Origin of the sequence: Ruminiclostridium papyrosolvens DSM 2782 (genome assembly GCF_029318685.1) — a bacterium.
Classification (GTDB): domain Bacteria; phylum Bacillota; class Clostridia; order Acetivibrionales; family DSM-1351; genus Ruminiclostridium; species Ruminiclostridium papyrosolvens.
Genome location: NZ_CP119677.1, coordinates 2,368,889 through 2,392,531, shown reverse-complemented (window position 1 = coordinate 2,392,531; position 23,643 = coordinate 2,368,889). Strand labels below are relative to the sequence as shown.

25 protein-coding genes are annotated in these 23,643 nt (G+C 36.1%); 3 read left to right on the top strand and 22 right to left on the bottom strand.

Annotated elements, in window-relative coordinates; translation table 11 throughout:
• Positions 1 to 6 precede the first annotated feature (6 nt).
• Positions 7 to 582: a peroxiredoxin family protein gene (locus P0092_RS11035; RefSeq protein ID WP_004619501.1), complete on the top strand. Its 576-nt coding sequence runs from the start codon at positions 7 to 9 to the stop codon at positions 580 to 582.
• Positions 583 to 587: 5 nt separating this feature from the next.
• On the opposite strand, the gene P0092_RS11030 is transcribed toward P0092_RS11035, so the two are convergent.
• The 10 genes from P0092_RS11030 to P0092_RS10985 all read right to left on the bottom strand — a co-directional run bounded on the left by P0092_RS11030 (position 588) and on the right by P0092_RS10985 (position 7,678).
• Entirely contained in the window at positions 588 to 1,553 is a 966-nt protein-coding gene (locus P0092_RS11030) for an acyltransferase domain-containing protein (protein ID WP_004619503.1), read from the bottom strand.
• 31 nt (positions 1,554 to 1,584) lie between these two features.
• The gene (locus P0092_RS11025; protein ID WP_004619505.1) at positions 1,585 to 2,109 is read right to left on the bottom strand and encodes a DUF6125 family protein; all 525 of its coding nucleotides are present in this window, start codon (positions 2,107 to 2,109) and stop codon (positions 1,585 to 1,587) included.
• 134 nt (positions 2,110 to 2,243) lie between these two features.
• Positions 2,244 to 2,600, bottom strand: a complete 357-nt coding sequence (locus tag P0092_RS11020; RefSeq protein WP_004619507.1) for a NifB/NifX family molybdenum-iron cluster-binding protein — start codon at positions 2,598 to 2,600, stop codon at positions 2,244 to 2,246.
• A 42-nt stretch (positions 2,601 to 2,642) separates the two neighbouring features.
• Positions 2,643 to 3,506, bottom strand: a complete 864-nt coding sequence (locus tag P0092_RS11015) for an ATP-binding protein (RefSeq protein ID WP_004619509.1) — start codon at positions 3,504 to 3,506, stop codon at positions 2,643 to 2,645.
• Complete coding sequence (locus tag P0092_RS11010; RefSeq protein WP_004619512.1) at positions 3,503 to 4,363, bottom strand: nucleotide-binding protein; 861 nt, start codon at positions 4,361 to 4,363, stop codon at positions 3,503 to 3,505. The genes P0092_RS11015 and P0092_RS11010 overlap by 4 nt, the downstream gene beginning before the upstream one ends.
• A complete protein-coding gene (locus P0092_RS11005) occupies positions 4,360 to 4,734 on the bottom strand; it encodes a NifB/NifX family molybdenum-iron cluster-binding protein (RefSeq protein WP_004619513.1) in 375 nt (124 codons plus the stop codon). The genes P0092_RS11010 and P0092_RS11005 overlap by 4 nt, the downstream gene beginning before the upstream one ends.
• Before the next feature lie 188 nt (positions 4,735 to 4,922).
• Positions 4,923 to 5,414 (bottom strand): flavin reductase family protein, encoded by a 492-nt coding sequence (locus P0092_RS11000; protein WP_004619516.1) that lies wholly within the window; start codon positions 5,412 to 5,414, stop codon positions 4,923 to 4,925.
• Between the two features lie 54 nt (positions 5,415 to 5,468).
• Complete coding sequence (locus P0092_RS10995; RefSeq protein ID WP_004619518.1) at positions 5,469 to 6,296, bottom strand: MBL fold metallo-hydrolase; 828 nt, start codon at positions 6,294 to 6,296, stop codon at positions 5,469 to 5,471.
• Positions 6,297 to 6,454: 158 nt separating this feature from the next.
• Complete coding sequence (locus tag P0092_RS10990; protein WP_004619520.1) at positions 6,455 to 6,931, bottom strand: DUF134 domain-containing protein; 477 nt, start codon at positions 6,929 to 6,931, stop codon at positions 6,455 to 6,457.
• A gap of 156 nt (positions 6,932 to 7,087) precedes the next feature.
• The gene (locus P0092_RS10985; protein WP_004619522.1) at positions 7,088 to 7,678 is read right to left on the bottom strand and encodes an HAD family hydrolase; all 591 of its coding nucleotides are present in this window, start codon (positions 7,676 to 7,678) and stop codon (positions 7,088 to 7,090) included.
• Between the two features lie 293 nt (positions 7,679 to 7,971).
• Between P0092_RS10985 and P0092_RS10980 the strand changes: the two genes are divergently transcribed.
• Positions 7,972 to 9,726: a glycosyl hydrolase gene (locus tag P0092_RS10980; protein WP_004619524.1), complete on the top strand. Its 1,755-nt coding sequence runs from the start codon at positions 7,972 to 7,974 to the stop codon at positions 9,724 to 9,726.
• 87 nt (positions 9,727 to 9,813) lie between these two features.
• On the opposite strand, the gene P0092_RS10975 is transcribed toward P0092_RS10980, so the two are convergent.
• Positions 9,814 to 11,238, bottom strand: a complete 1,425-nt coding sequence (locus P0092_RS10975) for a glycosyl hydrolase family 18 protein (protein WP_004619525.1) — start codon at positions 11,236 to 11,238, stop codon at positions 9,814 to 9,816.
• Positions 11,239 to 11,387: 149 nt separating this feature from the next.
• A complete protein-coding gene (locus P0092_RS10970) occupies positions 11,388 to 13,322 on the bottom strand; it encodes a right-handed parallel beta-helix repeat-containing protein (protein ID WP_004619528.1) in 1,935 nt (644 codons plus the stop codon).
• A gap of 151 nt (positions 13,323 to 13,473) precedes the next feature.
• On the opposite strand from P0092_RS10970, the gene P0092_RS10965 reads away from it, so the two are divergent.
• Positions 13,474 to 14,301 carry an AraC family transcriptional regulator gene (locus P0092_RS10965; protein WP_004619529.1) on the top strand — a complete coding sequence of 276 codons (828 nt, stop codon included), beginning with the start codon at positions 13,474 to 13,476 and terminating at the stop codon, positions 14,299 to 14,301.
• A gap of 82 nt (positions 14,302 to 14,383) precedes the next feature.
• Here P0092_RS10965 and P0092_RS10960 read toward each other — a convergent pair whose 3' ends face one another.
• The 10 genes from P0092_RS10960 to ilvB all read right to left on the bottom strand — a co-directional run bounded on the left by P0092_RS10960 (position 14,384) and on the right by ilvB (position 23,552).
• On the bottom strand, positions 14,384 to 14,800 hold the full coding sequence (locus P0092_RS10960; RefSeq protein WP_004619531.1) for a YjdF family protein: 417 nt from the start codon (positions 14,798 to 14,800) through the stop codon (positions 14,384 to 14,386).
• Positions 14,801 to 15,097: 297 nt separating this feature from the next.
• The gene (locus tag P0092_RS10955; RefSeq protein WP_004619532.1) at positions 15,098 to 15,340 is read right to left on the bottom strand and encodes an AbrB/MazE/SpoVT family DNA-binding domain-containing protein; all 243 of its coding nucleotides are present in this window, start codon (positions 15,338 to 15,340) and stop codon (positions 15,098 to 15,100) included.
• A gap of 286 nt (positions 15,341 to 15,626) precedes the next feature.
• Complete coding sequence (locus P0092_RS10950; RefSeq protein WP_004619535.1) at positions 15,627 to 17,078, bottom strand: discoidin domain-containing protein; 1,452 nt, start codon at positions 17,076 to 17,078, stop codon at positions 15,627 to 15,629.
• A gap of 188 nt (positions 17,079 to 17,266) precedes the next feature.
• Positions 17,267 to 18,286 (bottom strand): hypothetical protein, encoded by a 1,020-nt coding sequence (locus tag P0092_RS10945; protein WP_004619537.1) that lies wholly within the window; start codon positions 18,284 to 18,286, stop codon positions 17,267 to 17,269.
• 280 nt (positions 18,287 to 18,566) lie between these two features.
• Entirely contained in the window at positions 18,567 to 18,965 is a 399-nt protein-coding gene (locus tag P0092_RS10940; protein WP_004619540.1) for a DUF4367 domain-containing protein, read from the bottom strand.
• Complete coding sequence (locus P0092_RS22125; RefSeq protein ID WP_422784825.1) at positions 18,943 to 18,999, bottom strand: hypothetical protein; 57 nt, start codon at positions 18,997 to 18,999, stop codon at positions 18,943 to 18,945. The genes P0092_RS10940 and P0092_RS22125 overlap by 23 nt, the downstream gene beginning before the upstream one ends.
• Before the next feature lie 116 nt (positions 19,000 to 19,115).
• Complete coding sequence (locus tag P0092_RS10935; protein WP_004619542.1) at positions 19,116 to 19,634, bottom strand: nitroreductase family protein; 519 nt, start codon at positions 19,632 to 19,634, stop codon at positions 19,116 to 19,118.
• A gap of 215 nt (positions 19,635 to 19,849) precedes the next feature.
• On the bottom strand, positions 19,850 to 21,166 hold the full coding sequence (locus P0092_RS10930) for a hypothetical protein (RefSeq protein WP_004619543.1): 1,317 nt from the start codon (positions 21,164 to 21,166) through the stop codon (positions 19,850 to 19,852).
• 179 nt (positions 21,167 to 21,345) lie between these two features.
• Positions 21,346 to 21,819, bottom strand: coding sequence for an acetolactate synthase small subunit (gene ilvN, locus P0092_RS10925; protein ID WP_004619546.1), 474 nt, complete (start codon positions 21,817 to 21,819; stop codon positions 21,346 to 21,348).
• Positions 21,819 to 23,552 (bottom strand): biosynthetic-type acetolactate synthase large subunit, encoded by a 1,734-nt coding sequence (gene ilvB, locus P0092_RS10920; protein WP_004619548.1) that lies wholly within the window; start codon positions 23,550 to 23,552, stop codon positions 21,819 to 21,821. The genes ilvN and ilvB overlap by 1 nt, the downstream gene beginning before the upstream one ends.
• Between the last annotated feature and the right edge of the window lie 91 nt (positions 23,553 to 23,643).

Below are 23,643 nucleotides of genomic sequence, written 5' to 3'. Positions count from 1 at the left end.
AAGTTTATGAATAAGAAGCTCACAATTGTTATATGGAGTATAGTTGCAGTTGCAATAATAGCAGCAGCGTACACCTTTTACTCAAAAACTAAAATTGATAATAAGTATATAATACAGCCCCAAGAAGACTCTCAACAAAGTCAATCTGCTCAGAGCAGTAAATTAATGGCTCCTGATTTTAATTTAAAGGACATTAATGGTAAAACCGTAAAACTCTCTGATTATAAAGGAAAAAAAGTTATTCTGAATTTTTGGGCAGTCTGGTGTAAATACTGTTTAATGGAAATGCCGGATTTTAATGAGCTTAATAAAGAGTTAGTCAAAGACAATAATGCCGTAATTCTGGCAGTGGATGTTCAAGAAACCGAAGAAAAAGTTAAGGAATATCTAACTTCAAATAATATCAGTCTCAACGTTCTGATGGATACAGATGGTGCTGTTTCACGTACCTATAGAGTTTCAGGATATCCCACCACATTTTTTATTAATAAGGATGGCTCTTTATACACCTATATCCCTCAAAAAACTGATAAAAATACAGTACTAAAAATTCTTGAAGAAATGGAAAACTCAAAAGATTAACTTAATCAAACATCCATGTCCTTTAATACTTTTAAAGTTTTGTCCTCCAAATTTTTGTTATCATTGCTGAACGGTGTAACTATTGTGAAAATTTGCGACTTGTATTTAGTACCTATATTGTACTTTATGAAATTTCCAAAGGTTCCCATTGGACCAAGATCTATGTAAATTAAATCCTCCTTATTCTCTATATTTAAAACAGAGCTTCTGATGTCCATTGGGTAACGTACAACATTCCACAAAAATTCCGTATCACATGGCGAAGTGTTTTTTTCGCAACTACATGAAACATATTTAACTTGAGGGTTTTTAAAAACTCTGTGCCTTAAAAATTGCTTATAGTCTGATGCTGCCGCTTCAATCAAGGAAGAATGAAAAGCATATTTTACAGGTAATAACTGATGTGCACATCTATTTTCTTTTAAATAATTCTGAATCTCAGATATAGACTCTGTTTTGCCTGAAACTACAAAATGTGATTCAAAATTTACGGAAGCCAGTTCAGAATTATTATGTAAGACAGAAACATCATGGAATGAACTATAGTTATTTAATATTGCCAGCATTCTTCCTTCACAACATTTTTCCTTGACTATTTGTGCCTGTTGGTAAATGCATTCCATTGCTTCCGTGAAATCCATAACACCTGAAACGGCACACGCTGCAAACTCACCAAGGCTTGAGCCCAAAACATATTCAGGGTATATACTATTATGCAGAAGAACCTGTGCAAGTGAGTACTCTATCATAAAAATAGCGGGATGTGTATATAATATATTGTCAAACTGCTCCTTATTGTCGTTATTGTAATACATTTTATCTATTACGGAACTCCCGGACAAGTTGTAATAAATATCGTCGAGTTTAAGCATCCATTCTTTAAATAGGGGATTGTTGAGGAACAATTCTTTTCCCATATTATAGTATTGTGAGCCTTGTCCGGAGAACATAAAAACTATTGATTTATTCATAATATACCTTTTCTATGTATCTAAAATTTTTTTACTTGTTTTTTAATATAAATTTCCATACGCAATTGTATTCTGTATCCGCAATGTCAGGATGACAGCTTACAACTTCTGTTTCAAAGCGCTCATCGATGGTTTTGGCAAAAAGACTGTATTCAACAATACCAACGGATTTGCACGGGAAATATGACAACCCCTTCTTCTTCCTTGCATGCTGAACTCTACAGGTTTTTACCCGGTAAACCAGTACGTTCCCCTCTTCAAGAGTAATTTCATCCTCATTAAGAGAAGAATAAAGCCTGAATGAAAGAGCCTTTTTTAACCCGGCTATACCAGAATTTTTTCCAAGATTTAAGAACTCAATCAACCGCCTTGCTTCAATTACCGTAAACCTTCTCCATGCCTCCCTATCCATATCTATTGCCATATCCATTCCATACTTGTTTTCTATGGCCTGGAACCAAAGCCCGTCATGTGCAAGCCAATTTTTGGCATATATTTTGTTCAATTCAAATAATTCTTCCTTTGTTAAATCATCTATCTTTTCAGCCCTCAACATGAAAACAATCTCCTTATTTGTATTTACATTTTATTACATTATATCATTTATTTATAGCTTAAATAAAGAGCAGATGGCTGTTTTTATTATTAATAGCAGCCATCTGCTTCGTCTTTTAATCTGCAGGATAATCATTAATGTCCGCATTCATCGGCATGCTGATGTTCATGACAAACTGATCCTGTAGATTTCAGGCTGCCCTGTAAGTAATTTTGCACAACTGTTTCAGCATCTCCTGATGCTCCGGTTATAACCTCGATACCCTTTTCGTTAAATATCTCAATTGCTCCTCCACCCATTCCGCCGGAAATAATAACATTTACACCTTTGTCATTTAAGAAATTCGGCAAAAACCCCGGCCTGTGTCCAGGATTTGGAATAAACTCCTTACGGCTAATCTGATTATCTTGTACTTCAAAAAGAGTGAATCCCTCACAATGTCCGAAATGTTCGGTTACCATTTTTCCTTCGCTGGCAACTGCTACTTTCATAAATATTTCTCTCCTTTTTTAATTTATAATGTTTATATATATTTATTTTGACAATAAATAATTTTCATAGATTGTATTCCAAATTGTTTTGATTGCTTTGGCAGCCTTGCTGTCCTGATATTCATCAATACTTTTAAAATTATTAACTGCTTTTATTACAGTGTTATCGAACGGAATTCGTCCTACAACAGGTATTTGTATTTCATTACAATAAGCTTCGATTTTTTTTGTATTATCCATCTCTACATCAAATTTGTTAATACACACTATGCAGGCAGTACCAAACTGTTTTGCTGTTTTTATAATCCTTTTCATGTCATGGATACCCGAAACAGTGGGTTCAGTCACTATTAATACCAGATTTGCACCGCTTATGGACGCTATAACCGGGCAACCTATACCCGGAGAGCCGTCGATTATAACCAATTCACTGTTATGTGCCTCTTTTAAAAGCTGCTTTTTGACTGCTGTTACCAGTTTTCCTGAAGCACCACTTCCCATTTTCAGTTTTGCAGTTGAAAATACTTTATTTTGACTTTTGTACAGTTTCAGGCTTCCCGAAGCATACTCTGTCATTGAAACGGCATTTTGCGGACAAATTTCACAACAGACCCCGCAGCCTTCACATTCGTATACGGAAACTTCAAAATTTCTTATGGCACCAAAATGGCAATTTTCTTCACATAAACCGCAGTTTATACATTTTGAATTATCTATAAAGGCTTTTTGAAAACCGTAAAAATCATTTATTACCGGTTCCATATTTTCCGACATTACCAGATGAAGATTAGGAGCGTCCACATCACAGTCTGCAAAAGACTTACAGTTGCTAAGCTTTATAAATGCGCTTGCTACAGTTGTCTTTCCTGTTCCACCTTTTCCGCTAAGAATAAGAAGTTGTTTCATTGCAGGCTCTCCTTCACCAGTTTATCAAGAATTCTTTCAAACAGTTCTTTATATGTTCCGTTTTCACGTACGGCTACCAATCCCTGGGAATTCAGTCTGCCAATTTCCTTGTCATAAGGAATCTTTTCGATAATTGTAATCCGGTTTTCTTTGCAGAATTGCTCAGAAGGATTTTCTTCATCAGCAAGACATTTGTTCAAAACTACTCCAAATGGTTTCTTTAAAAGCTTAAAAAGCTCATAGACCATTGAAAGATTATGAACTCCAAAAAGTGTCGGTTCTGCAACCAACAAGCAATAATCAACCTGTCGGATACTTTCCATAACGGTACAGGCACTGCCAGGAGGACAATCAATAATAACACTTCCGTTATCAGGCAATTTTGGGAGTAACTCTTTTATTATTGGAACTCCCGAAACTTCACCTGTGTTGAGATTACCTGAAAACACTGTTGTTTTACCTGATATGCCCTCTTCAATAACCCCTATTTCCCTTTGCCTTTCCTTTAAAGCTTTTTGAGGACAAAATATTATACAACCTCCACAGGAATGGCACACTTCATTAAAAATCAATAGTCTGTCCTTAACGTAAGCAAGAGCGTTATACTTACAAAAATCAGAACATTTTCTGCACCCTGTACATTTAGTATTATCAACAACCGGGACTGTCACATTAACACCACTTTTTTTTATATTAGTCGGCTTTAGAAACAGGTTGCCGTTTGGCTCTTCCACATCACAATCTACATATACTGAATTCAAATTGGACTGTGCTGCCGATTCAGCAGCACAGGCAAGATTAACCGACACAAAAGTTTTTCCGGTTCCACCCTTGCCACTGAGTACAGCAATTTTCAACTTTGATTACCTCCGTGGTTATGAAATCCCGGATGAATTTCAGTTAATCCGGCCAGCTTTCCTTCGTTATACTTAGCAATATTCTCTTGAACAGTTCCATCCTGAGCTTTAAGAATTTTAATTTTAGCTGCATTAAGTACATCTGCGGCATTTTCACCACAACGGTAAGTGATTAGTACTTTTGCTTCATTGTCCACCAGCAACTGAGCAGCTTTAATCCCTGCTCCTCCTTGACTCGCGGTGGCTGTATTATCCAGAAATTCATACTTACCATTTTCTGTATCATAAAGTGCAAAATATGGCGTACGTCCAAATGACGGACAAACCGGAATATCTTTATTTTTAGTTTCTGCGGGTATAACAATCTTCATTGTTCATTCCTCCTTCTTTATAGTAAAACGCTGTTAATTACTTCCAAAGCATTATTTAATTATACTCTTAATCTGCAAATATGCCCTTTTCAGGATAAATGGAAAGTCTCCCCAATATATGAGACAGATAACTTTCACCATATAGATTAATTTCCTTGCTCATATTTTCTACTATTTATTCGCTGGAACTATACGAATTTGATTTTTGAAAAATCAATATTACCTTTTTCATCAACAAGTTCTTTTTGAGCATGAACATACTTTACTTTTCCGATAAAAATCTCATGTGAGCCGGTAACAATTGAATCAACAATTGTACATTCAATATTTACAGGACAGTCACTAAGGATGGGAGCATTTACCTTTTTACCTTCTTCAAGTTTTACATTCATAGCGGAAAGCTTATCCCCATCCCTTTTGCTATTGTTACCCAGATAATCAAAGGCTTCCTTGTAGTTTGCGTCTACAAGGTTTACAACAAAGCATCCTGATTCCTTAATCATTTGATAGGAGTAACGGGTTGGTACGATACCTACCATAACCATGGGAGGATCATAGCTGCAATTTCCGCAATATGCAACTGCAAGAGCATTGTTTTCATTGTTCAGGCCTCTGCATGAGACAAGTACCTTTGGCATCGGTTGAATACAGGATTTCATATTTGCTTGCTTTTTTGACATTATAAAACTCCTTTCTAAAAATTTTTATGTATAAATCGGACTGAAAATATTAGATTATATTTCAATTGTATCTCCGGCACAAAGGGGAAGACATCCTCTGCCCATAATCCGCTTCATTTCCGCAATGGCATAAATCCCCGTACAGTGAAGTGGAACGATTTGGCGTATATTTAAATCTATCAAGCTCTGTACAGTCTTTTCTACTTTCAGCTGACTCGCACTATTTAAATGCATGCCTCCCACAACAGTATCAATTTTCTCACCCGGAAATAGTTTTAGCACGTAGGTTAAGCAATTAATAATTCCGGGATGACTGCACCCCAAAAATATACATAGTCCCTTTTTGGTTCGAATAACGAGCATTTGCTCATCCTTAATCATATCTTGATGTTTATTGTCTGCATCACCCACAAAGAATCCTTCAGGTATCTCTTCAAAATCATGAGTTCTTGGAATTTCTCCGCAAATATATACGTCAGGAGCAAGTTGATAAGTTTCACGCGTAAACACAATATTACTTTTTAATGCTTCTCTGTCATCCGGGTTCCATGGTATCCCGATTTCTCTGAAGCTTACTCCATCTTGGTTAATCGCATAACGGTTAATAAAACAATCTTCATGAGCGTATATATTAATTTTCTTTTTTATTTCCGGAAAATAAACTAATCCAGCCCCGTGATCATAATGCCCATGACTTAGCACAATAAAATCCGTTTCTCTTAAATCAATGTTCATTTTAACCGCATTATTGCAATAAACATTGGATTGTCCCGTATCAAACAATATATTTGTCTGCTTATGTTCAATATAAACAGACAAGCCGTGTTCAGCCAGAAAACCCCTTTTACTTGTTCTGTTATCCGTAAGGATATGGATTTTCATTTATATAACTCCTTATTAAATATATTCATTATGAGCTTATGCCCACAACCTAAATTTTAGTATTATTATGAGCATATGTCAACAATATATTCGTAAAATAAAAAAAGATCAAAAAGAAAAATTCTTTCTGATCTTTTATTTAATAATTCATTTGTACGTTAATCAGCCTCATTGCCTTGGTGCCAGCAGTTTCTTCTGCAAGATTTATGCTTACATTTTCTACTACAAGTAATATTCCTTGAGCCACATACATTACAAGTGTATTCACCGTTTTTTATAGATTCAAGATTCTCATAGCTTTCCATCCATTCCCCACCACAATCCATGCATTTAACAGGACATATATTTCTGGTAAATTTACCTCCCTCAATGCGTATGGTTTTACCATTAATAAGGCTGTCAGCAAGCTTTTCTCTTGCAGCAAGCAGAATTCTTTGAAATGTAGGCCGTGAAACCTCCATTTTCTCAGCACATTCACCTTGCTCCAATCCCTCTAAATCCTTTAACCTTATAGCTTCAAGTTCTTCCAGTTTCAATATATTTTCAGGAACTTCAGCAATGTCCGTTTCTGAAGGAATAAAAAATGGGATGGTTGGAATATTTTCAATTTTCCTCCACTTAGTTGGTCTTGCCAATAGTTATCAACTCCGTTTAATACAGATTATTTCTAATTACAAAGAAAGTATATAAAATATTACGGATATATGTCAACAAAAACAAAATAGTCTGAAACCTTCCCTGTCTCCGAATAAAAGCTGATGGTAATGTACCTAAATTGATTAAAACTATAATTATATCAGCAAATTGGTCAGTTCTTTAAAACTAACAACAGTTTTTCCTTCGTACTGAACCTTTCTGCTGTTGAATAGTACGGAGTCCATGCCAAGAGATTGTGCGGCAGCCAAATTAAACCTTCTGTCATCAACATATATGCAGTCAGTTGCCGAACATCCAAGTTTATCAATTGTATGCATAAATATCTTTACATCAGGTTTTTTTATTTTTAAGTCTCCGCTTACAGTTATAACATCAAAATAATCATTTATTTTAAATTTATTTCGTAAATATCTGCTCCATTCCCCTAAATCATTTGATAATAATGCTAAATTGTAATGCTTCTTTAAAATGGGAGCAAATTCATAAAATGATTCGTCAATTTCTATTGTATCTAAATATTCTTTTTCAATTATACTCAAATCACCTTCAAATCCCAGCTCTCTGAAAAAGTTAAAAGAAGATAATTCACCAACATTAGCTTTAATCCAATGCCTGTATACATCATCACGGCTTAAATCGGGGAATGTTCTGTTAATAAATGGTAAAAGTCCTCCCTCCGGGTCTTTAATAATTACTCCGTACATATCCAAAATTAATGCTTTCATGTCAAAATCCTTTCACCCGGTGGTTGGTAAGCTTACAATAGAATTCCAGCTTTCTCTTTAACAGTCAAACAATATTCTATCACAACTTACTTCTATAAGTAACTCTTACCTAATCATATAATTTTTCAACATTTATTTACATTTAAGTAAAACGAAAATTGAAATTAAACTAAAAATATGTTATATTTTAACTAAATATGTACTTCATTACATTCATTTCATCAAATATTCTTGATAACACTATTCTTTTTTTAATCGTAACAGTAAAAATTTATTTAAAAGGAGTGTTTTTTATGAAAAAGATTTTAAGGAGAGCTATGTCTATGCTTACAGCGGTCGCTCTGTCATGTACCGTCCTTACAACCGCTCCTGCTCAGGTACAGGCTGCTGCGCATTCAGTACCTGTAAATGTTGAAGCAGAGGCCTGCACTCTCAGCAACGGAGCTACAGTTGCCACAAATGTCTATGGAACTGAATATCCCGGTTATTCAGGCGACGGCTTTGTGTGGGCATCCAATGCGGGAACAATAACTTTAGAGGTTACAGTTCCTAAAAGTGCTATGTATGAACTTAAAACACGCTGTTGGATGTATCTGGGAAGTCTTGGTGAATCCAGACTTCAGTCTATAAGTATCAACGGCGACTCCAAAGGCAGCTTCGCTATTCCCAACAAGGGAGGCTGGATGGATTATAGCTTTGGATTCTTCTTTCTTGAAGCTGGAACAGCCAAGATTGAGATTGGTACATCAGGGAGCTGGGGTTTCATATTGTACGACAAAGTATCCTTTGACTATGCAAATATGCCTGCTTTGAATATAGACCCAACCCCCTGCGATTCAAAGGCGACCCCTGAAACAAAATCTCTCATGAAGTATTTGACAAGTGTTTATGGAAATCATGTTATTTCCGGACAGCAGGAAATTTATGGCGGCGGAAATAATGGAGATTTTGAACTTGAATTTAATTATATACACGATAAGACCGGCAAATATCCTGCAATCAGAGGTTTTGACATGATGAACTACAACCCTCTGTACGGATGGGAAGACGGTACAACAGAACGTATGATACAGTGGACAAAAGAAAAAGGCGGTATCGCAACTGCATCCTGGCATATCAATGTACCTGCAGATTTCACAAGCTATAAGCTTGGTGAGAAACTGGATTGGACTAAATGTACCTATAAGCCGACTTCCAGCTTCAAAACTGCCAACTGTCTGGATAAAACAACAAAGGAATACGCTTACCTGATGATGGCAGTTGATGAACTGGCAAAGCAGCTCCTTATTCTTCAGGATGCTAAAGTGCCCGTACTTTTACGACCTTTCCATGAAGCCGAAGGAAATAACAACACAGATGGTTCCGGAGCTTGGTTCTGGTGGGGTTCAGCGGGGTCAGATGTTTACAAGGAACTCTGGAAGCTGCTTTATACAACGCTGACAGAAAAATATGGAATACACAATGTAATATGGGAAGTTAACCTTTATACATATGCAAATTCTCTACAATGGTATCCCGGTGACCAATATGTTGATATCGTTGCTTATGATAAATACGAAGGTTCACCATACACTTGGAAAACAAGTGCTGCAACAACAGCCTTTCTGACACTTGTAAATGATACAAAAGATACAAAGATGGTGGCAATGACTGAAAATGATGTTATACCTGACATTCAGAACATCGTTAACGAAGGGGCTTGGTGGCTTTATTTCTGCCCATGGTATGGTGATTTTATTACCAGCCCAAAAAATAATGACCCTGTACTGCTGAACACTATTTACAATAGTGAGCATGTAGTAACTCTGGATGAACTGCCTAAAGATTTATACGGCTCTGAACCCTCAGACGGAGTGGCAGGAGATTTGAATTCAGACGGAAATTTTGATGCTATTGATTTAGGTCTTTTAAAAGCATACTTGCTGTTTAATACCTCCATTGACTTAAATAAGGCGGATGTAGATGGCAATGGAGAAGTTAATTCCTTGGACTTTGCATATATGAAGCAAAAGCTTCTTGGCAAGATTGAAAAATTCCCGGTTGAATAAAATTATTATATAACTAATTATCTGCTGTCGCATAAAGGTTATACTACCCTTATGCGACAGTTTATATTATGCCAGCTTACCTTGCCCTTAATATGGATTTGGATTAGCCTTTCCTAATAGAATCATTTTCAAATTTGTAATGTCAAGTGCGTCAACACTACCATCGTTATTGACATCAGCAATGGCCATATTTTGCAAAGTACCTTTTCCCAGAATAAAAGACTTTAACAGTGCAAAGTCAATGGCATCTAATGCTCCGTCTTCATTAACGTCTCCGTAGTAAAGAACTGTATCAGGTATTTTACTGACATTGAGGCTCTTGGCAACGACCTTCTGTAGTACTGAGTTTTTGTCATAAGAGAATTCCCAGAACATAGTACCTCCAAGCTCCATTTTCTTTACATAATCAGCTTTATAACCGATTGATTCCTCATCTTCGTATGTAATAAAAGTACTGCCGTTATATAAGTAAGGTACTTTTGCAACACCATCCCAATAGCGAACATAATTATTTTTCCCTACATAGTTTTCTGCAATATCCCAAAAATCAAATACAGCTGCTTCAAATGTACCGTTTCCATACCCAGCCGATGACGGTGCCGTTCCACTTTTATACAGCCCTGAACCATCGGGGTCCTTCACGTTAATCCAGCCTTTTCCTGAGAAAGCAAGACCAAGATTTAAATCGGCGGGTTTTACTCCTGCTGCAATATAGTTCTCAATGGTAGCTGCTACACTGGGATTACCTGAATCAGCGTATAGGGGTGTATTGTGGTTGGTTTCTTTATCCCATGTACCATGATAATCATAAGTCATAACATTTATGTAATCCAGAAACTTCATCATTTCCGCAACCTTGCAATTTGCTATAAAATTAGCATCCGAAGCTCCTGCAATGCTCAAAACATATTCTTTTGAGTCTTTTTCTCCCTGTGCATCCAGTGCAGTTCTAAGCTCTTTGAGAAGTAAAATGTAGTTATCGCCATCGTTTGCACGGTGGGGTATGTTGTCACCGCCTTGTACCGGGTATTCCCAGTCCAAATCTACACCATCGAAACCGTATTTTACAACAAATTCTACTGCTGATCTGGCACATGACTTTCTTAAGGTATCTGAAGCCGCTACATCAGAGAAATTCTTTGACCATGTCCAGCCCCCTACCGATATAAGTGTCTTTATATCAGGATGTTGTTGTTTCAATTTTATCAACTGTCCGAAATGCCCCTTCAGTCCTGTTTCCCATGTATCATCTCCATAGGGCTTTTGGGTATCAATCCACGGGTCTCCAACTGTAATTTCTCCGTCAGCAGATAAATCAGCAAATGCAAAATTAATATGTGTCAGCAAGGAAGGATTAATATCTCCCACTTTTGCAGCTCTCTGATAGCCGCTCCATGAAGTAAAATATGCCACATTTCTGTATGTATGCTCATTTGCGGCAACACTTAAAATACCTGTGCAACTAAGCATTAGTGCTGCAATTATTGAAAATACCACTAATTTAAGCTTCAATTAACATCTCCTCTTTCTTTTATTTTTTACTTAAATTATACCATAATTTACAATAACCGTATTTTATTAGCATATATTCGACTTGTTGCAACGAAAAAAGCCCGGGATTAATTCCCGGACTTCTTTAATAAACTAATTTACTTTATTTATTAACCCCAAATTTTAATACGATTGAAACCTGATTTCAATCCTTCGATAGGTCCTACAACAGGCTTGGCTGTTCTGGTATTTCCTGTATAATCAGTGTCAAGAACCACAGGATTTCCGTTAGGATCATCAAAAATAGCATCAACTATACGTACGGTACCAAGTGTTTCAGTAGAAACGATTTGTGTTGGTATTTCAAGCATATCACTTTCTACATTCATCTCCAGATAAACTGCATTTTCTTCTTCAACGATTTTTACATTTGGATTAAAGGTCTTGTTAGTATAACTGCTATTTTCACGATTGAAGCCTTCAGCTCCGTTTACATACGCATTCGCTGAAATGTATACAGGTTGTTCGGTTAACTTAAATACCTCTAAATCTCCAACTCCCTTAGTAAGCACTGTGGCAACAAATTCTTCAAAGGAAGCAGTATTTGGATTATATCCTGCTGTTCCGCTGTTTTCAATGCCTTCTCCGCCAACAAATATATTGTTGTAAAAACGGTCGTCTCCCCCGTAAACAACTGCTGTTCCGGCTACTTCGGTAGTGTGCGGGAAGTGATATGGAGTAGATCTGTCAAGTACTTTTGTTAAATGGAGCTTACCGCAGCAGAGGTTATTTACATATGCACCGCCCTGTGAAAAATTATCAAAAGTATAATCCGAAGCAAAAATATTATTATCTATAAGGTACGGACCATGACTTACCTCTACCATCAAGTCACGGTCGTTGTTGTAGTACAGGTTATTATTCAATCGAACACCCTGTGCCTGCCAATCAAGCCAAGTCCCCAGAGAACAGTTATGAATACGGTTATTATGAATTTTTACGTCAATTGCCGCATGAAGCTTTATACCTGCAATCTCGTAGCCAAAAAACTCATGCTTTATTGCAATATTGTAAATATGGTTGTTGTATATTTCACTGAAAACTCCACCCATATGTCCTACAATGCCGTTTTGTCCGCAATCATAAATAACATTGTTACGAATGATATGGGAACCTATCTTTTCCTTGCTCCATCCAATCTGCAAAGCACGGAAAACAGCCTCCATCTGGTATTGATATCCCGGCTTCTGATGTGTTCTGGTGCATAGATTGTGTCCTGTTGAAGCTTCTTTACCAATACTGATGGCACTGCATTTAGCATCGTGAATTATGTTGTTTTCTATAATCCAGCCCTTGCTCCAATTTGCTCCCAACAAACCGGGTTGATCTGCTGTAGGAGGTGTCCATGGGCATGCAGCCTGTGCCATCTCAAACCCTCTTACAGTAATATAATTCAGACCTGTTTTGAGTGGATAGAAGCAGCATTTTCTTACATTGATTTCAACAAGCTCTTTATTTGGATCTACACCATGAAAGTTAGCGTAAATAGTTGTCTTTTCATCATCTGCTTCGCAGAACCAACGGTAAATTGTTTGTTCTGGGTGCAGAATTTTTTCAAATTTCTGAGTCCATGGGATATCTACAACTCCGGTTCTCTCTACCGGGTTTTTAACTTCATCCAAAGAATCAGCTTCATAAAATGAAACTCCGTTTAAATAAACATCTCCGGGATGACGATAAACGTCGGACTTATAAATTAACCAATCTCCGCTGAGAATTTCCTTATATGGATTGTAATCACCAAAGAAAGAATTTTCAAGAACAGCTTTCCACACTGTACCCTCAACCTTTTCCCAGCTCTGGATTCTCTCTGAACCTTTAATAATAACCTTTTCACCCTCGGCAGCTTCGTATACTATTCTGTTTATATTGCTGTAGCCGCTATGTTCAGGCTTTACCCATTCACGATACTCGCCCTGATGAACAATAACTTTGTCTCCTGTTTCAGCTACCTTTGCAGCTTTTGATATAGTTCTGAAAGGATTCTCTTTTGTACCCTCTGCGAAATCACAACCGGTCACCGCAACATGAAATTCTTTTTTCACTTTACCTTCCTCCTTATTATGCTGTGTTTTATTAATTTGGTTAGATTAGTTAATTTCATTTTATAATTGAATTTTAGCATATAACAATTTATAATACTTGACATATAGTATTATTTTTTGGCCAAATATTGCAGTAGGTGGAGGTATAATATTGATTCCATTTTATGAAAACAGAGTTGGGGATTTGCTAATCTTTAGAGAAGACGGTCTTGACTTCCTTCCACATCTTCACGCTCAGCTTGAACTGCTCTATGTAGAAGAGGGCGAAATTGAAATAACAGTCAACGGTTGCACACACCTAATGAAAAGAGGTGGCCTTTGTGTTCTTTTTCCCAACAGTGTACATAGTTATCATACTCCGCCCCAAGAAAGAATGAATTGCATTATAGTCATACTGAATTTGGCACTAGTAGGTGATTTCATTAACACCCTTTTGAAGTTTCATCCCAAAAACCCTTTTATTAATAGGGAAAATCTTCACAAGGATGTTCCGTATGCTATAGATACTCTCTGTGAGGAATATACTCATGTTGGGAATCAACCTGTTTGCACTCCCATCTGCAAAGCTTATATACAGATTATTATTTCCAGATTACTGCAGCAGGTGGAACTCGTTACAAATACCGATGTGAATTACTTTGATATTATCTTTGATATTATTAATTATATAAACGAGAATTATATGCAGCCCATATCTCTCAATGACATGTCCAGAGCTTTAGGTGTTGGAAAATATCATTTATCCAGAGTGTTTTCAGATAAAATGAATGTAAGCTTCAGCGATTATATAAACGGTATTCGTGTAAGTTGGGCAAGAAACATGCTTTTAAATACGAATAAAAATATCACACAAATTGCGTATGACTGTGGTTTTCAAAGTATCCGTACATTTAACAGGGCCTTTAGTAAGGTTTATTTCGTTAGTCCCAGAGATTTTAGAAAATCACAGGAGGCAGCGAGTATATACCCAAAGAAATGACATAGCGATTACAGGACTACTCCTTTTGGTTAATTAATCATATACCAAAAGGAGTTTACCAACCTGTAGGATAGCAGGAGCATTACTTGCCCCTGTGCTTTTCCTTCTTTTTTTGCTGTTTCAGTTTAAACATTCGCTGTTTTTCAGCCTCTCTATGCTCACGACTGATTTGCTTTCGTTCTTGTTTGTTCTGCTCCTGCTGCAATTTTAACGCTTGCTGAGATTTTGTACCGATGCCTGTGTTGGACAGCTGTTTCTGAATATCCCTTTGCATCCGTTTCGGATTTATGATTTTATCCTTTACAGCAGTTATCACAGACGGGCTGAAACGAAGCTCATAATAGTGCTTTAAAATGAAATCGTAGACCTCATAATCTTTTGGTTCTGCACCAAAAGTTACCTTGGCTGCCGAAAGCTTTCCATCCTCAATTCTTTCAAAAATGCCAACCCAGAATGGCTCATCAAAAAACACTGTCAGTTTGCCTTGTATTTTGCCCATAACTATTTCCTCCTTAAAATGAATTATGTTATAAACAAAGAATGGACGACCCAAGGAGGGAGGGTTACTTACACCATTATTTAAAATGGCACGGCCGGGCTACCTTCCGGCTCTGGCGAGATAAATCTCACGTTGCGTTTTTATCTTTGCTGTATTATGTAAAGCACTGTGTGCAACATATACACAAATAATTTCTACAAAACTATCAAAAAACCTCTTTTGTCTAATTCTTATGTTAATTTTCCCCCGTACCACAAAAAGAACATGCCATTAAGACATGTTCTTTTTCTTGACAGATTACTCCGTTCTTAAATCCTGACTGCACTCTTCACATATGTGTTTACCTTTAAATATGGTAAGATTTTTTACATTACTGCAAAATATACATCCGGGAGAGTATTTCTTTAAAAGTATCATATTTTCATCAGTAAAAATTTCTAAAGAATCTCTTTCGCTAATTGAAAACATTTGTCTTGTCTCTTTAGGTATTACTATCCTTCCCAGTTCATCAACCCTTCTTACTATTCCTGTAGATTTCATGCTAACAGTCCTCCTTTTCATAAAATAACTTAAAAGCCATTCTCATACTCAAATAAACGTAGGTTTTATAAGTATTAGCAGTTGTTTGGCCATTGAGACAGGGCCGTAGCTTCTTTATTCTATTTTTACCCTTTTATTTGGTACTTTAACACTATTATTATTAATAGGAACCAGCTTATAAGCAAAAAAACCTACCATTCCGGTAAGCTCTTTTACTTAATTATTTGCTGTATTTGGTATCATTAAGTATTGATTGCATGTAGAATTCCTGATTTACGCGACTTGGCTACTCTTGCTTATATCCCCAACATTCTATACCAAATATTCTGGCCATATTATCCAGTTTTGATGGTTTAGTAATGTAAATACGGTAGTACCTGTATTCTTGTTCTTCTACATAGCTTGTAGTCTGTTCTTTAATGTTTCCTTCTATCTTCACCAGATTTGTCCAATCAATCATATTATTACTGCCTTGGATGCAATAATCAATCAAATATAATTCAGGCGAGCGAAAATCATGTATTATTACAAACTTTTTAACAGCTCGTGCTTTATTCAAGTCCAGTATTAACCATTGGGGACTAGCTATATCACTTGATATCCACATATCAGTATCAAATCCATTGTATTCACCATTTATAACTCTTTCTGCTTTAAAGCATACACCATATGCTTCCAACTCACTGCTTGCAGTTATTGAAGCATCGGACGCGTAGTTTATAAGCTCTTTTTCATCGTCACACTGCATAGAAATATCAGTAGCCATTTTTGTACAATATTCTTTGTACAACTCATTAATTAACATACAAAAATCGTTATTGATGGGTTGAATTTCATTGGTATACTTAGTTATAGCATTTTCATCAACATTTCTTTTTATAGCTTTTCTAAGAAAACTGGAAAATACTATTGACCTTTTGTTTAAATACTTCACTTTAAAATCTTCGTAATTTTTTAGGTTTGTATTGTCCTTATCTAATTGACTATATATTCTGTCAAGTATTTTGAAAATGTTCTGTGTAGAATCAACAAGATCTCTTTTATATAACTCGGCCGCAGTGATATCAAAACATTTATTATTAATTACATTTCTAATCAAGTTATCATCTTCAGTAACATAGTTATTTTCTACTACATCTTTTAAAAAATTGAAATCACTATATATAGTTTTTTTAGCATTCTGGGGTTTAATGTAGTACAGCTTATTGGCAAAACTAGAAAGGGTATTACTGAAATATTCATTTGATTCCTCCCATATGTCTAAGAAAATTTCTTCTTTCAGTGTCAGGCAATAAAAAGGATTATCAAAACCAACATGTGAGCAGTCCATAATAGTAATTGTAGATGTTTCTTTATTGTAGCCATTAATAATAATTCCATGAGGCCCATGCGCCTTTTTATAATTAAAATCGCAATAGAACATATTGAAATAATCAAAATAAATAACTATAGGATATTTTTCGTCCAGCACAGATTTTATGGTACTAAGTAGTAACTCTCTATTTGAAGTATTTACTGTCTCTAATTCTAGACCTAATTTATTTAGTCTGATATTTATTGAATCTAATCTATCAACATTGGTCTCCCATATTAGTCGTAAGGAATAAAAAGCACAAAAGTAAAAATAGTTTTCATATTCAAAATATCCTGATGCTATTGCTATAGGTGCATCCCAACAGCTTATAGTTTTATAATAATAGCTATCATTTACATAGTTAGGTATATGTAATCTTTGCATAAAATTCCTCCTAAAAATACATAAATGTATATAAATTACCTAAATACCAAATTATAGTATCAGTATATTCTTTCAGTATTTACATGTCAATTGGGTTAATCATGTAGTACTGCAAAATAGTTTTGGTGTACAAATAATCAGCCCTGACTCATATAAGAATCAAGGCTGTATGATTGTATTCGTATGTACTAATCCAAATATATTTGTATTGCATCTATTTCTTGCCCCAGGCTACCGGCAAAACCATTATTAGAATCACTTGTATTGTATCCGGTTACATATGGCAACCATTTACCGGAAGCTCTTAAATGTACTCTGTAATGTATTGTTCTTCCAGTATCTGTTTTTATCGATAAGCCATCAATAGGTTTACCCTTTATTCCGGCATAATCACTTCTGTTTGTTACTTCTGACAGCCAACTTCCGCCTTTATAATGAACCTTGTAGGTGATATTTCCGCTGGATAAACTGGCATACAGGCAGTCAACATCATGTCCAAAGATACCGGCATAACTCTGTGCATCCACCACGTTAGACAAAAATTCTTTTTTAACATCATCGTAGGTTTGGTACGTTACACTTATTTTTCCCGGATTAACGGGAGTAGTTGAAGTCGCCTTATAATAAATGGCCTTTATTATAGTTCCGTCCCACTGAGATAATGTGCTTTTGCTGTATCCGGGATCCATAATATTTACATCTGTAGCTGTACAATCCTTTACAGCCACTGAATGCTGATTATTGTTTACCCTTACTTCAACGAAGTATCCACTGTTTAATAAAGAATTAATAGAAGAACGGATGGAGGAAAAAGAGGAATATGTATAGTCAACGGTACCAACCTTATAAAAGTTAGGCGAATAAGTCTTACTTACGGCATTATCACTTAAATTACCATCACTGGATATATTATCTGAATAACTTATATAGCCTGCATTGGTATAACGATCCCTGAGTGTACCGGGATTAAAGCTGCTTTCATTTTCCACACCTGAATGAACCATGAGTATAGCTAACGCTGTTATTTTGCATCCCCAGTTTGCCATGGTTCCATTTTTGCCAACTGTTTTGCTTCCCCAACTTGAATCATATTGTTTCCAAGTAGTGTAATTTGATGCTGCCGTAACTTCCTTTATAACCATACTAAAAATACATAAAACCATTGTAAATACTAAACATAAACTTAAAATCCGGTTACTTCTTTTCATATTATATCACCTTTCGTTAATAATTAATTGGTGATTTAATAATGCTATTTGGACTTAATAAAGAAAATAATTCTTAACTTTAATTTTGAAAGTAATTAATAGATATGATTACTTGACTTAAAATCCAACATACAGCTTATTAATTCATCAAGTCAAGTATATAACTAACAGGAAGTTTATGTCAATTTTTTTATATATTTCCATCATAACTTATACTATGTCCTTACTTTGGAAACCAAGAGTTGCTTTGTTATTGACTTTTTTAGGATATTTTTCACGCCTATTTTATTCCTTCTACAATTGATACCACAATTGTTTTATCCGACCCCATTGAAAAAGACAGAGAATATGAACAACCGTTCTTTATCCAAGTAACCAGATTTATCGAGGAGTTATTTCCCTTGAGCAATACTTGAGTATCATTAACTTTTATAACCTCCGAATTATCATATGAGGTATTGTCGCCGCTTATATCCTCTGAGCCTTTTGACACTCTGTAAGTTATTTCGTTATTGACCTCAGAGTAAATTATTTGGGCTATTTTCTTAACAATAACTGAAGTGCTGTCAATTTTATATCCTGCGGGAAGTTTTCCCGGCTGAGTAGTAGTTCCGCTTGAGCCGCCAGTTGATTTATGTACATGTTCTTGTTGTTTGTCAGATAGTCTTCTTATTTCCATTCCATTTCACAGTAAATCCAAGTGCTTCTGACATTATTTTGAGTGACACCAGAATATTGTTTTTAAATTTGACTTCTACCCTATATACAAATGAGCAAGGTAAAATGTTGCAAAAGTTAAAAATATTTTTTTACAAAAATTCAGGCTAACTCAATACTTATTATAAAAAACCGTATCGGATAGGGGCTTGATACTGGAATGACCCGGGTATGGCTTTACATCCTCCTTAGGGTATCCCATAGCAAGAAGACTGACGGGTTCATAATTATCCGGCAATTGAAATTCGTCACGAATAGCCTCAGGAATAAAGTGCATAACCCATGTAGAACCTATTCCCAGATTTGCAGCTTCAAGCATCATATGAGTAGTAATAATTGCAGCATCAATATCTCCACTTTTTTTACCGTCATATTCTCTTGTCCAGCAAAGTGACTTATCGTAACAGGTGAGAATAGCAAGAGGAGCATTGAAGTGACAGACTGTACACTTTCTGTATTTTTCCAAAGCCTCCTTGCTATTAATTACCAGAATCTTCTGTGGTTGAAGATTACAAGCTGTTGGAGCTACCTGAGCGGCTCTCAGTATTGCATCAATCTTTTCCTGCTCAATTTCTTTATCTGCAAAGCTCCTTACTGAAAAACGTTCCTCAGCCAATTTTAAAAAATCCATAACTATTGCCTCCAATAACATCAAATTTATATGGTTAAAGTTTACCACATATATCGACTTATGAGAATCTTTACCCTTATTAAACAAAAAACTGCATTTCATTCCCTGAAGATGCAGTAAGAAATCCTTCTTATTAACTAAACCACAAAAAGTGTGAATTGTTTTATATGTACAATCCCATACTTAGTTTCTCTCTTCTATGTCGTATTTCCAAATCAGCTTACTTGACTTAAATCAATGGAAAAGCTCTCCGTTCCATAGTGATAATTCCACCAAAACATTGCTTCCCATGTAGGCCATTCATTTTTAAGGGCTTCATAATTATATTTAACTGTCAAATCCGGACGAATATAAATTGTATTGGTACTAACACTATTATTAAACCAAACCGACTTTGTATCAAAGTCTACTGCGGTAGTTGACAGTGTAGGAAGAGATTTAATCTCGTGTCTTGCCTTTCCTGCATTATAATCAATCGAATCATCAGGGAAATCCTCAATAGAACCATGATAAGGAGAATTCTGCTGGAAAAGCCAGTCATTATCTGTTTTCAAAGTTATCGACCAATCAGTGATATCTTCGGTGCAGGATTCAGAATAGCTGAAGTTTCCGGTATCGTATCCAACTTCAAAGGATACTGATGATGTATATGATTTTACTCCGTTAATATTTTTAGGTGAACAATCGTATACCTTTAAATTCACACCATTATCACTGGGTGTTGGTATACTAATCTCTATGGAGCCGATTGACCATCCGCGTTCATCATGGTTATTCTCATTCATACCCGCACCCGTTTTTGAAGTACACCACATACCATTACAGTCCATATATATCCACTGAAAGTCTCCCGTAACAGCAACATCCTTAAAGGCCTGTACTATATAAGTTACTCTTCCGTAGGTGTCCTGTTCCCTCGGAGTATAGCTTTTCCACTTATCCCTTTCTGAGGAAGACCAGTCATAATATATCCCGTATACCCATTGCTTATACTCAACATCCGGCGGTATATCATTATCTTCGGCCGCATTTATGTGCCCCTCCATAATATCGCCGTAAAACATGTCCATGACATTTTTAGAAATTACTTTTGAATCTGTCTTTAGTTCAAAATCATTTTCAATAATCTTATCCGATTTTGAAGAAATCATCTGACTTTTTACTTTGGTAGGTTTACTGTTTGATAAATCAAATATAGAGTATTTCTTTGCATTTTTACCTTGGGGCTTAACGAACAAAGCTACGGATTCTCCTTCCTTGTTAAATCCTAAATACTTGCCCAGCATTTTTCTGCAGTCGGCATCTGCATCAAGGAACAAAACACTCGTTCCTTCACCAAGTTTTGCACACAGCTGATTATAGCTGTCGCCCTCTTTACCGATAACTGATTTTGCGTCAACTACAACAAAATCTTCCGGCTGAACTTCCGATAGGCAACTAACATTTTTTAACTCAATGTTTTCCTTCAGCTTGCCGTAAAACTGATTTGTCGTGTCTACTCCGCTTAACACCTTTAAAGCTAAGTGTGTCATAATTAACCCCTTTCTTCTATGTAGTAATTTGTTACATATATACATATACCATTATACCATTTTATGGCAAATTACTTATATTTTTACTTAATATACTGTTTAAATATTTTTAGACTAAAAAACACCCGGTGGGTGTTTTTTGTAACTAGTTTGCTTGATATACCGGCATTTCACAGATTTTAACCACATTTCATGGCAATTATCCCGCTTCTTGCGATTTCTATAATATTATATGAATTAAGTACAACCAAAAATTCATCTATTCTCTTAGAGGTATCACTTATTTCAATAATTATACTGTTCTTGTCCACATTGGAAATTCTTGAGTTAAACACCTGAGCAACTTGAAAAATCTCACTTCTTTGGTTTACCTTTGCACCTACTTTTATAAAAGCCATCTCCTTATTAACTATAGCCTCTGAACTAAGGTCAGTAACCTTTAATACTTCAATAAGCCTGTTAAGCTGCTTCTTTATTTGTTCAAACTCAATATCGTCACTTTTGCAAACAATTGTAATTCGTGAAATTAAAGGATCGGTTGTGATTCCCGCTGTCAGACTTTCAAGGTTGTAGCCTTTCCCTGAAAATAATGCTGAAATTCTGGCTAACACACCGGGATTATTCTCAACAAATAAAGCCAATGTTCTTAACATTAATTTTCCACCTCCAAAATCATTTCATCAAGAGCTGAACCTGAAGGTACCATTGGCATAACATTATATTCACACTCTATCATAAATTCTATTAAGACAGGCACTTTTTGTGATTCTCCGGCTCTTTTAAGTGCAGGAATTATTTCCTCATTCTTGGTTACACGTATGCCAATTGCCCCATAAGCCTCAGCAAGCTTTAAAAAATCAGGTGTATATGGCGGGCAATGGTCTCCATTAGTATTACATTCTTGAGGACAGGATTTAGTTCTTCTCAGACAAGTTCCGGAATAGTTTTTATCATAAAAAAGGCTCTGCCATTGTCTTACCAAGCCCAGATATCCATTGTTAAAAACAGCTATGATTATTGGCAATTCCTGTTGAACAGCTGTTGCCAATTCTTGAATATTCATTTGTACACTTCCGTCACCGGATATGCTTATTACTTTCTTATCCCTGTTACCAATCTGTGCACCCAAGGCAGCAGGAAAACCATAGCCCATTGTGCCCAAACCGCCGGAAGTTAAAAAAGTTCTTGGTTTAAGGAATTTGCAGAATTGTGCAGTCCACATTTGATGCTGTCCAACATCTGTAGTTATAATAGCCTCAGGGAATGTATCGTTAATGTTCCTAAGCACTTCCATAGGGGATAATCGCACTTTTCCCGGTACTACTTTAGCAGTGTGCTCATTTTTCCATGCATCTATCTGCTGAACCCAAGGAGCAATATGTGCTTTTTCAACCATTGGTATTATCTCGTCAATGACTACTTTAGCATCTCCAACAATTGGTACATCTACGTTTACATTCCGAGATATTGACGCAGGCTCTATATCTATATGTACTATTTCTGCATTTGGAGCAAACCGACTTACTACTCCTGTAATTCTATCGTTAAATCTTGTGCCTATTGAAAAAAGCAAATCACATTCCATGACAGCTTTATTTGAAGCATATGTTCCATGCATCCCCACCATTCCCGCATACTTTGGATGAGTACATGGTATAGCTCCTTTACCCATTATTGTAGAAATTACAGGTACACCAGTCTTGTTTACCAATTCTAAAAAGCTCTCGCTTGCATTCGATATGATTACTCCTCCACCAATAAGGAAAAGTGGCTTTTTGGCTTTCATTAACATTTTTACTGCTTTTTTCACCTGTATCTGGTGCCCTTTAATTATGGGATTATAGCCACGAATTTGGATAGATTCGGGATAGTAATCATCACCTACCTCTCTGGAAATATCAACAGGAAAATCAATAACGACGGGTCCGGGACGCCCTGTGGTTGCTATGACAAAAGCTTCTTTGATAATGCGTCCCAGCTCTTTTCTGTCATGGACTATATAGTTATGCTTGGCAACAGAACGCGTCAAGCCTACTGTATCAACCTCTTGAAAGGCGTCATTTCCAATAAGGTTTCGAGAAACCTGACCTGTTATGCATATCAAAGGCACAGAATCATAATTTGCCGTAGCTAAACCGGTTATCGTATTAGTCGCCCCGGGACCGCTTGTTACAATACAAACCCCTACTTTTCCCGTAGAGCGTGCATAACCGTCAGCAGCATGTACAAGACCCTGTTCATGCCGAGGCAATATAAGCTTTATATCGGGCTCAGTATAAAGGGCATCAAAAATTGGCATTACACAGCTGCCGGGGTAAGCAAATATTACATCAACATTTTCTTTTTTCAGAGCTTCAACTAAATACCTTGCTCCATTTATTTTCATACAGATATACATTCCTTTCTCTTCTTAAGTATAAAAAAGTTAAACTCCATGCCTTTTATTGTTTAAAATTGAAATTATTACTATTGTATCA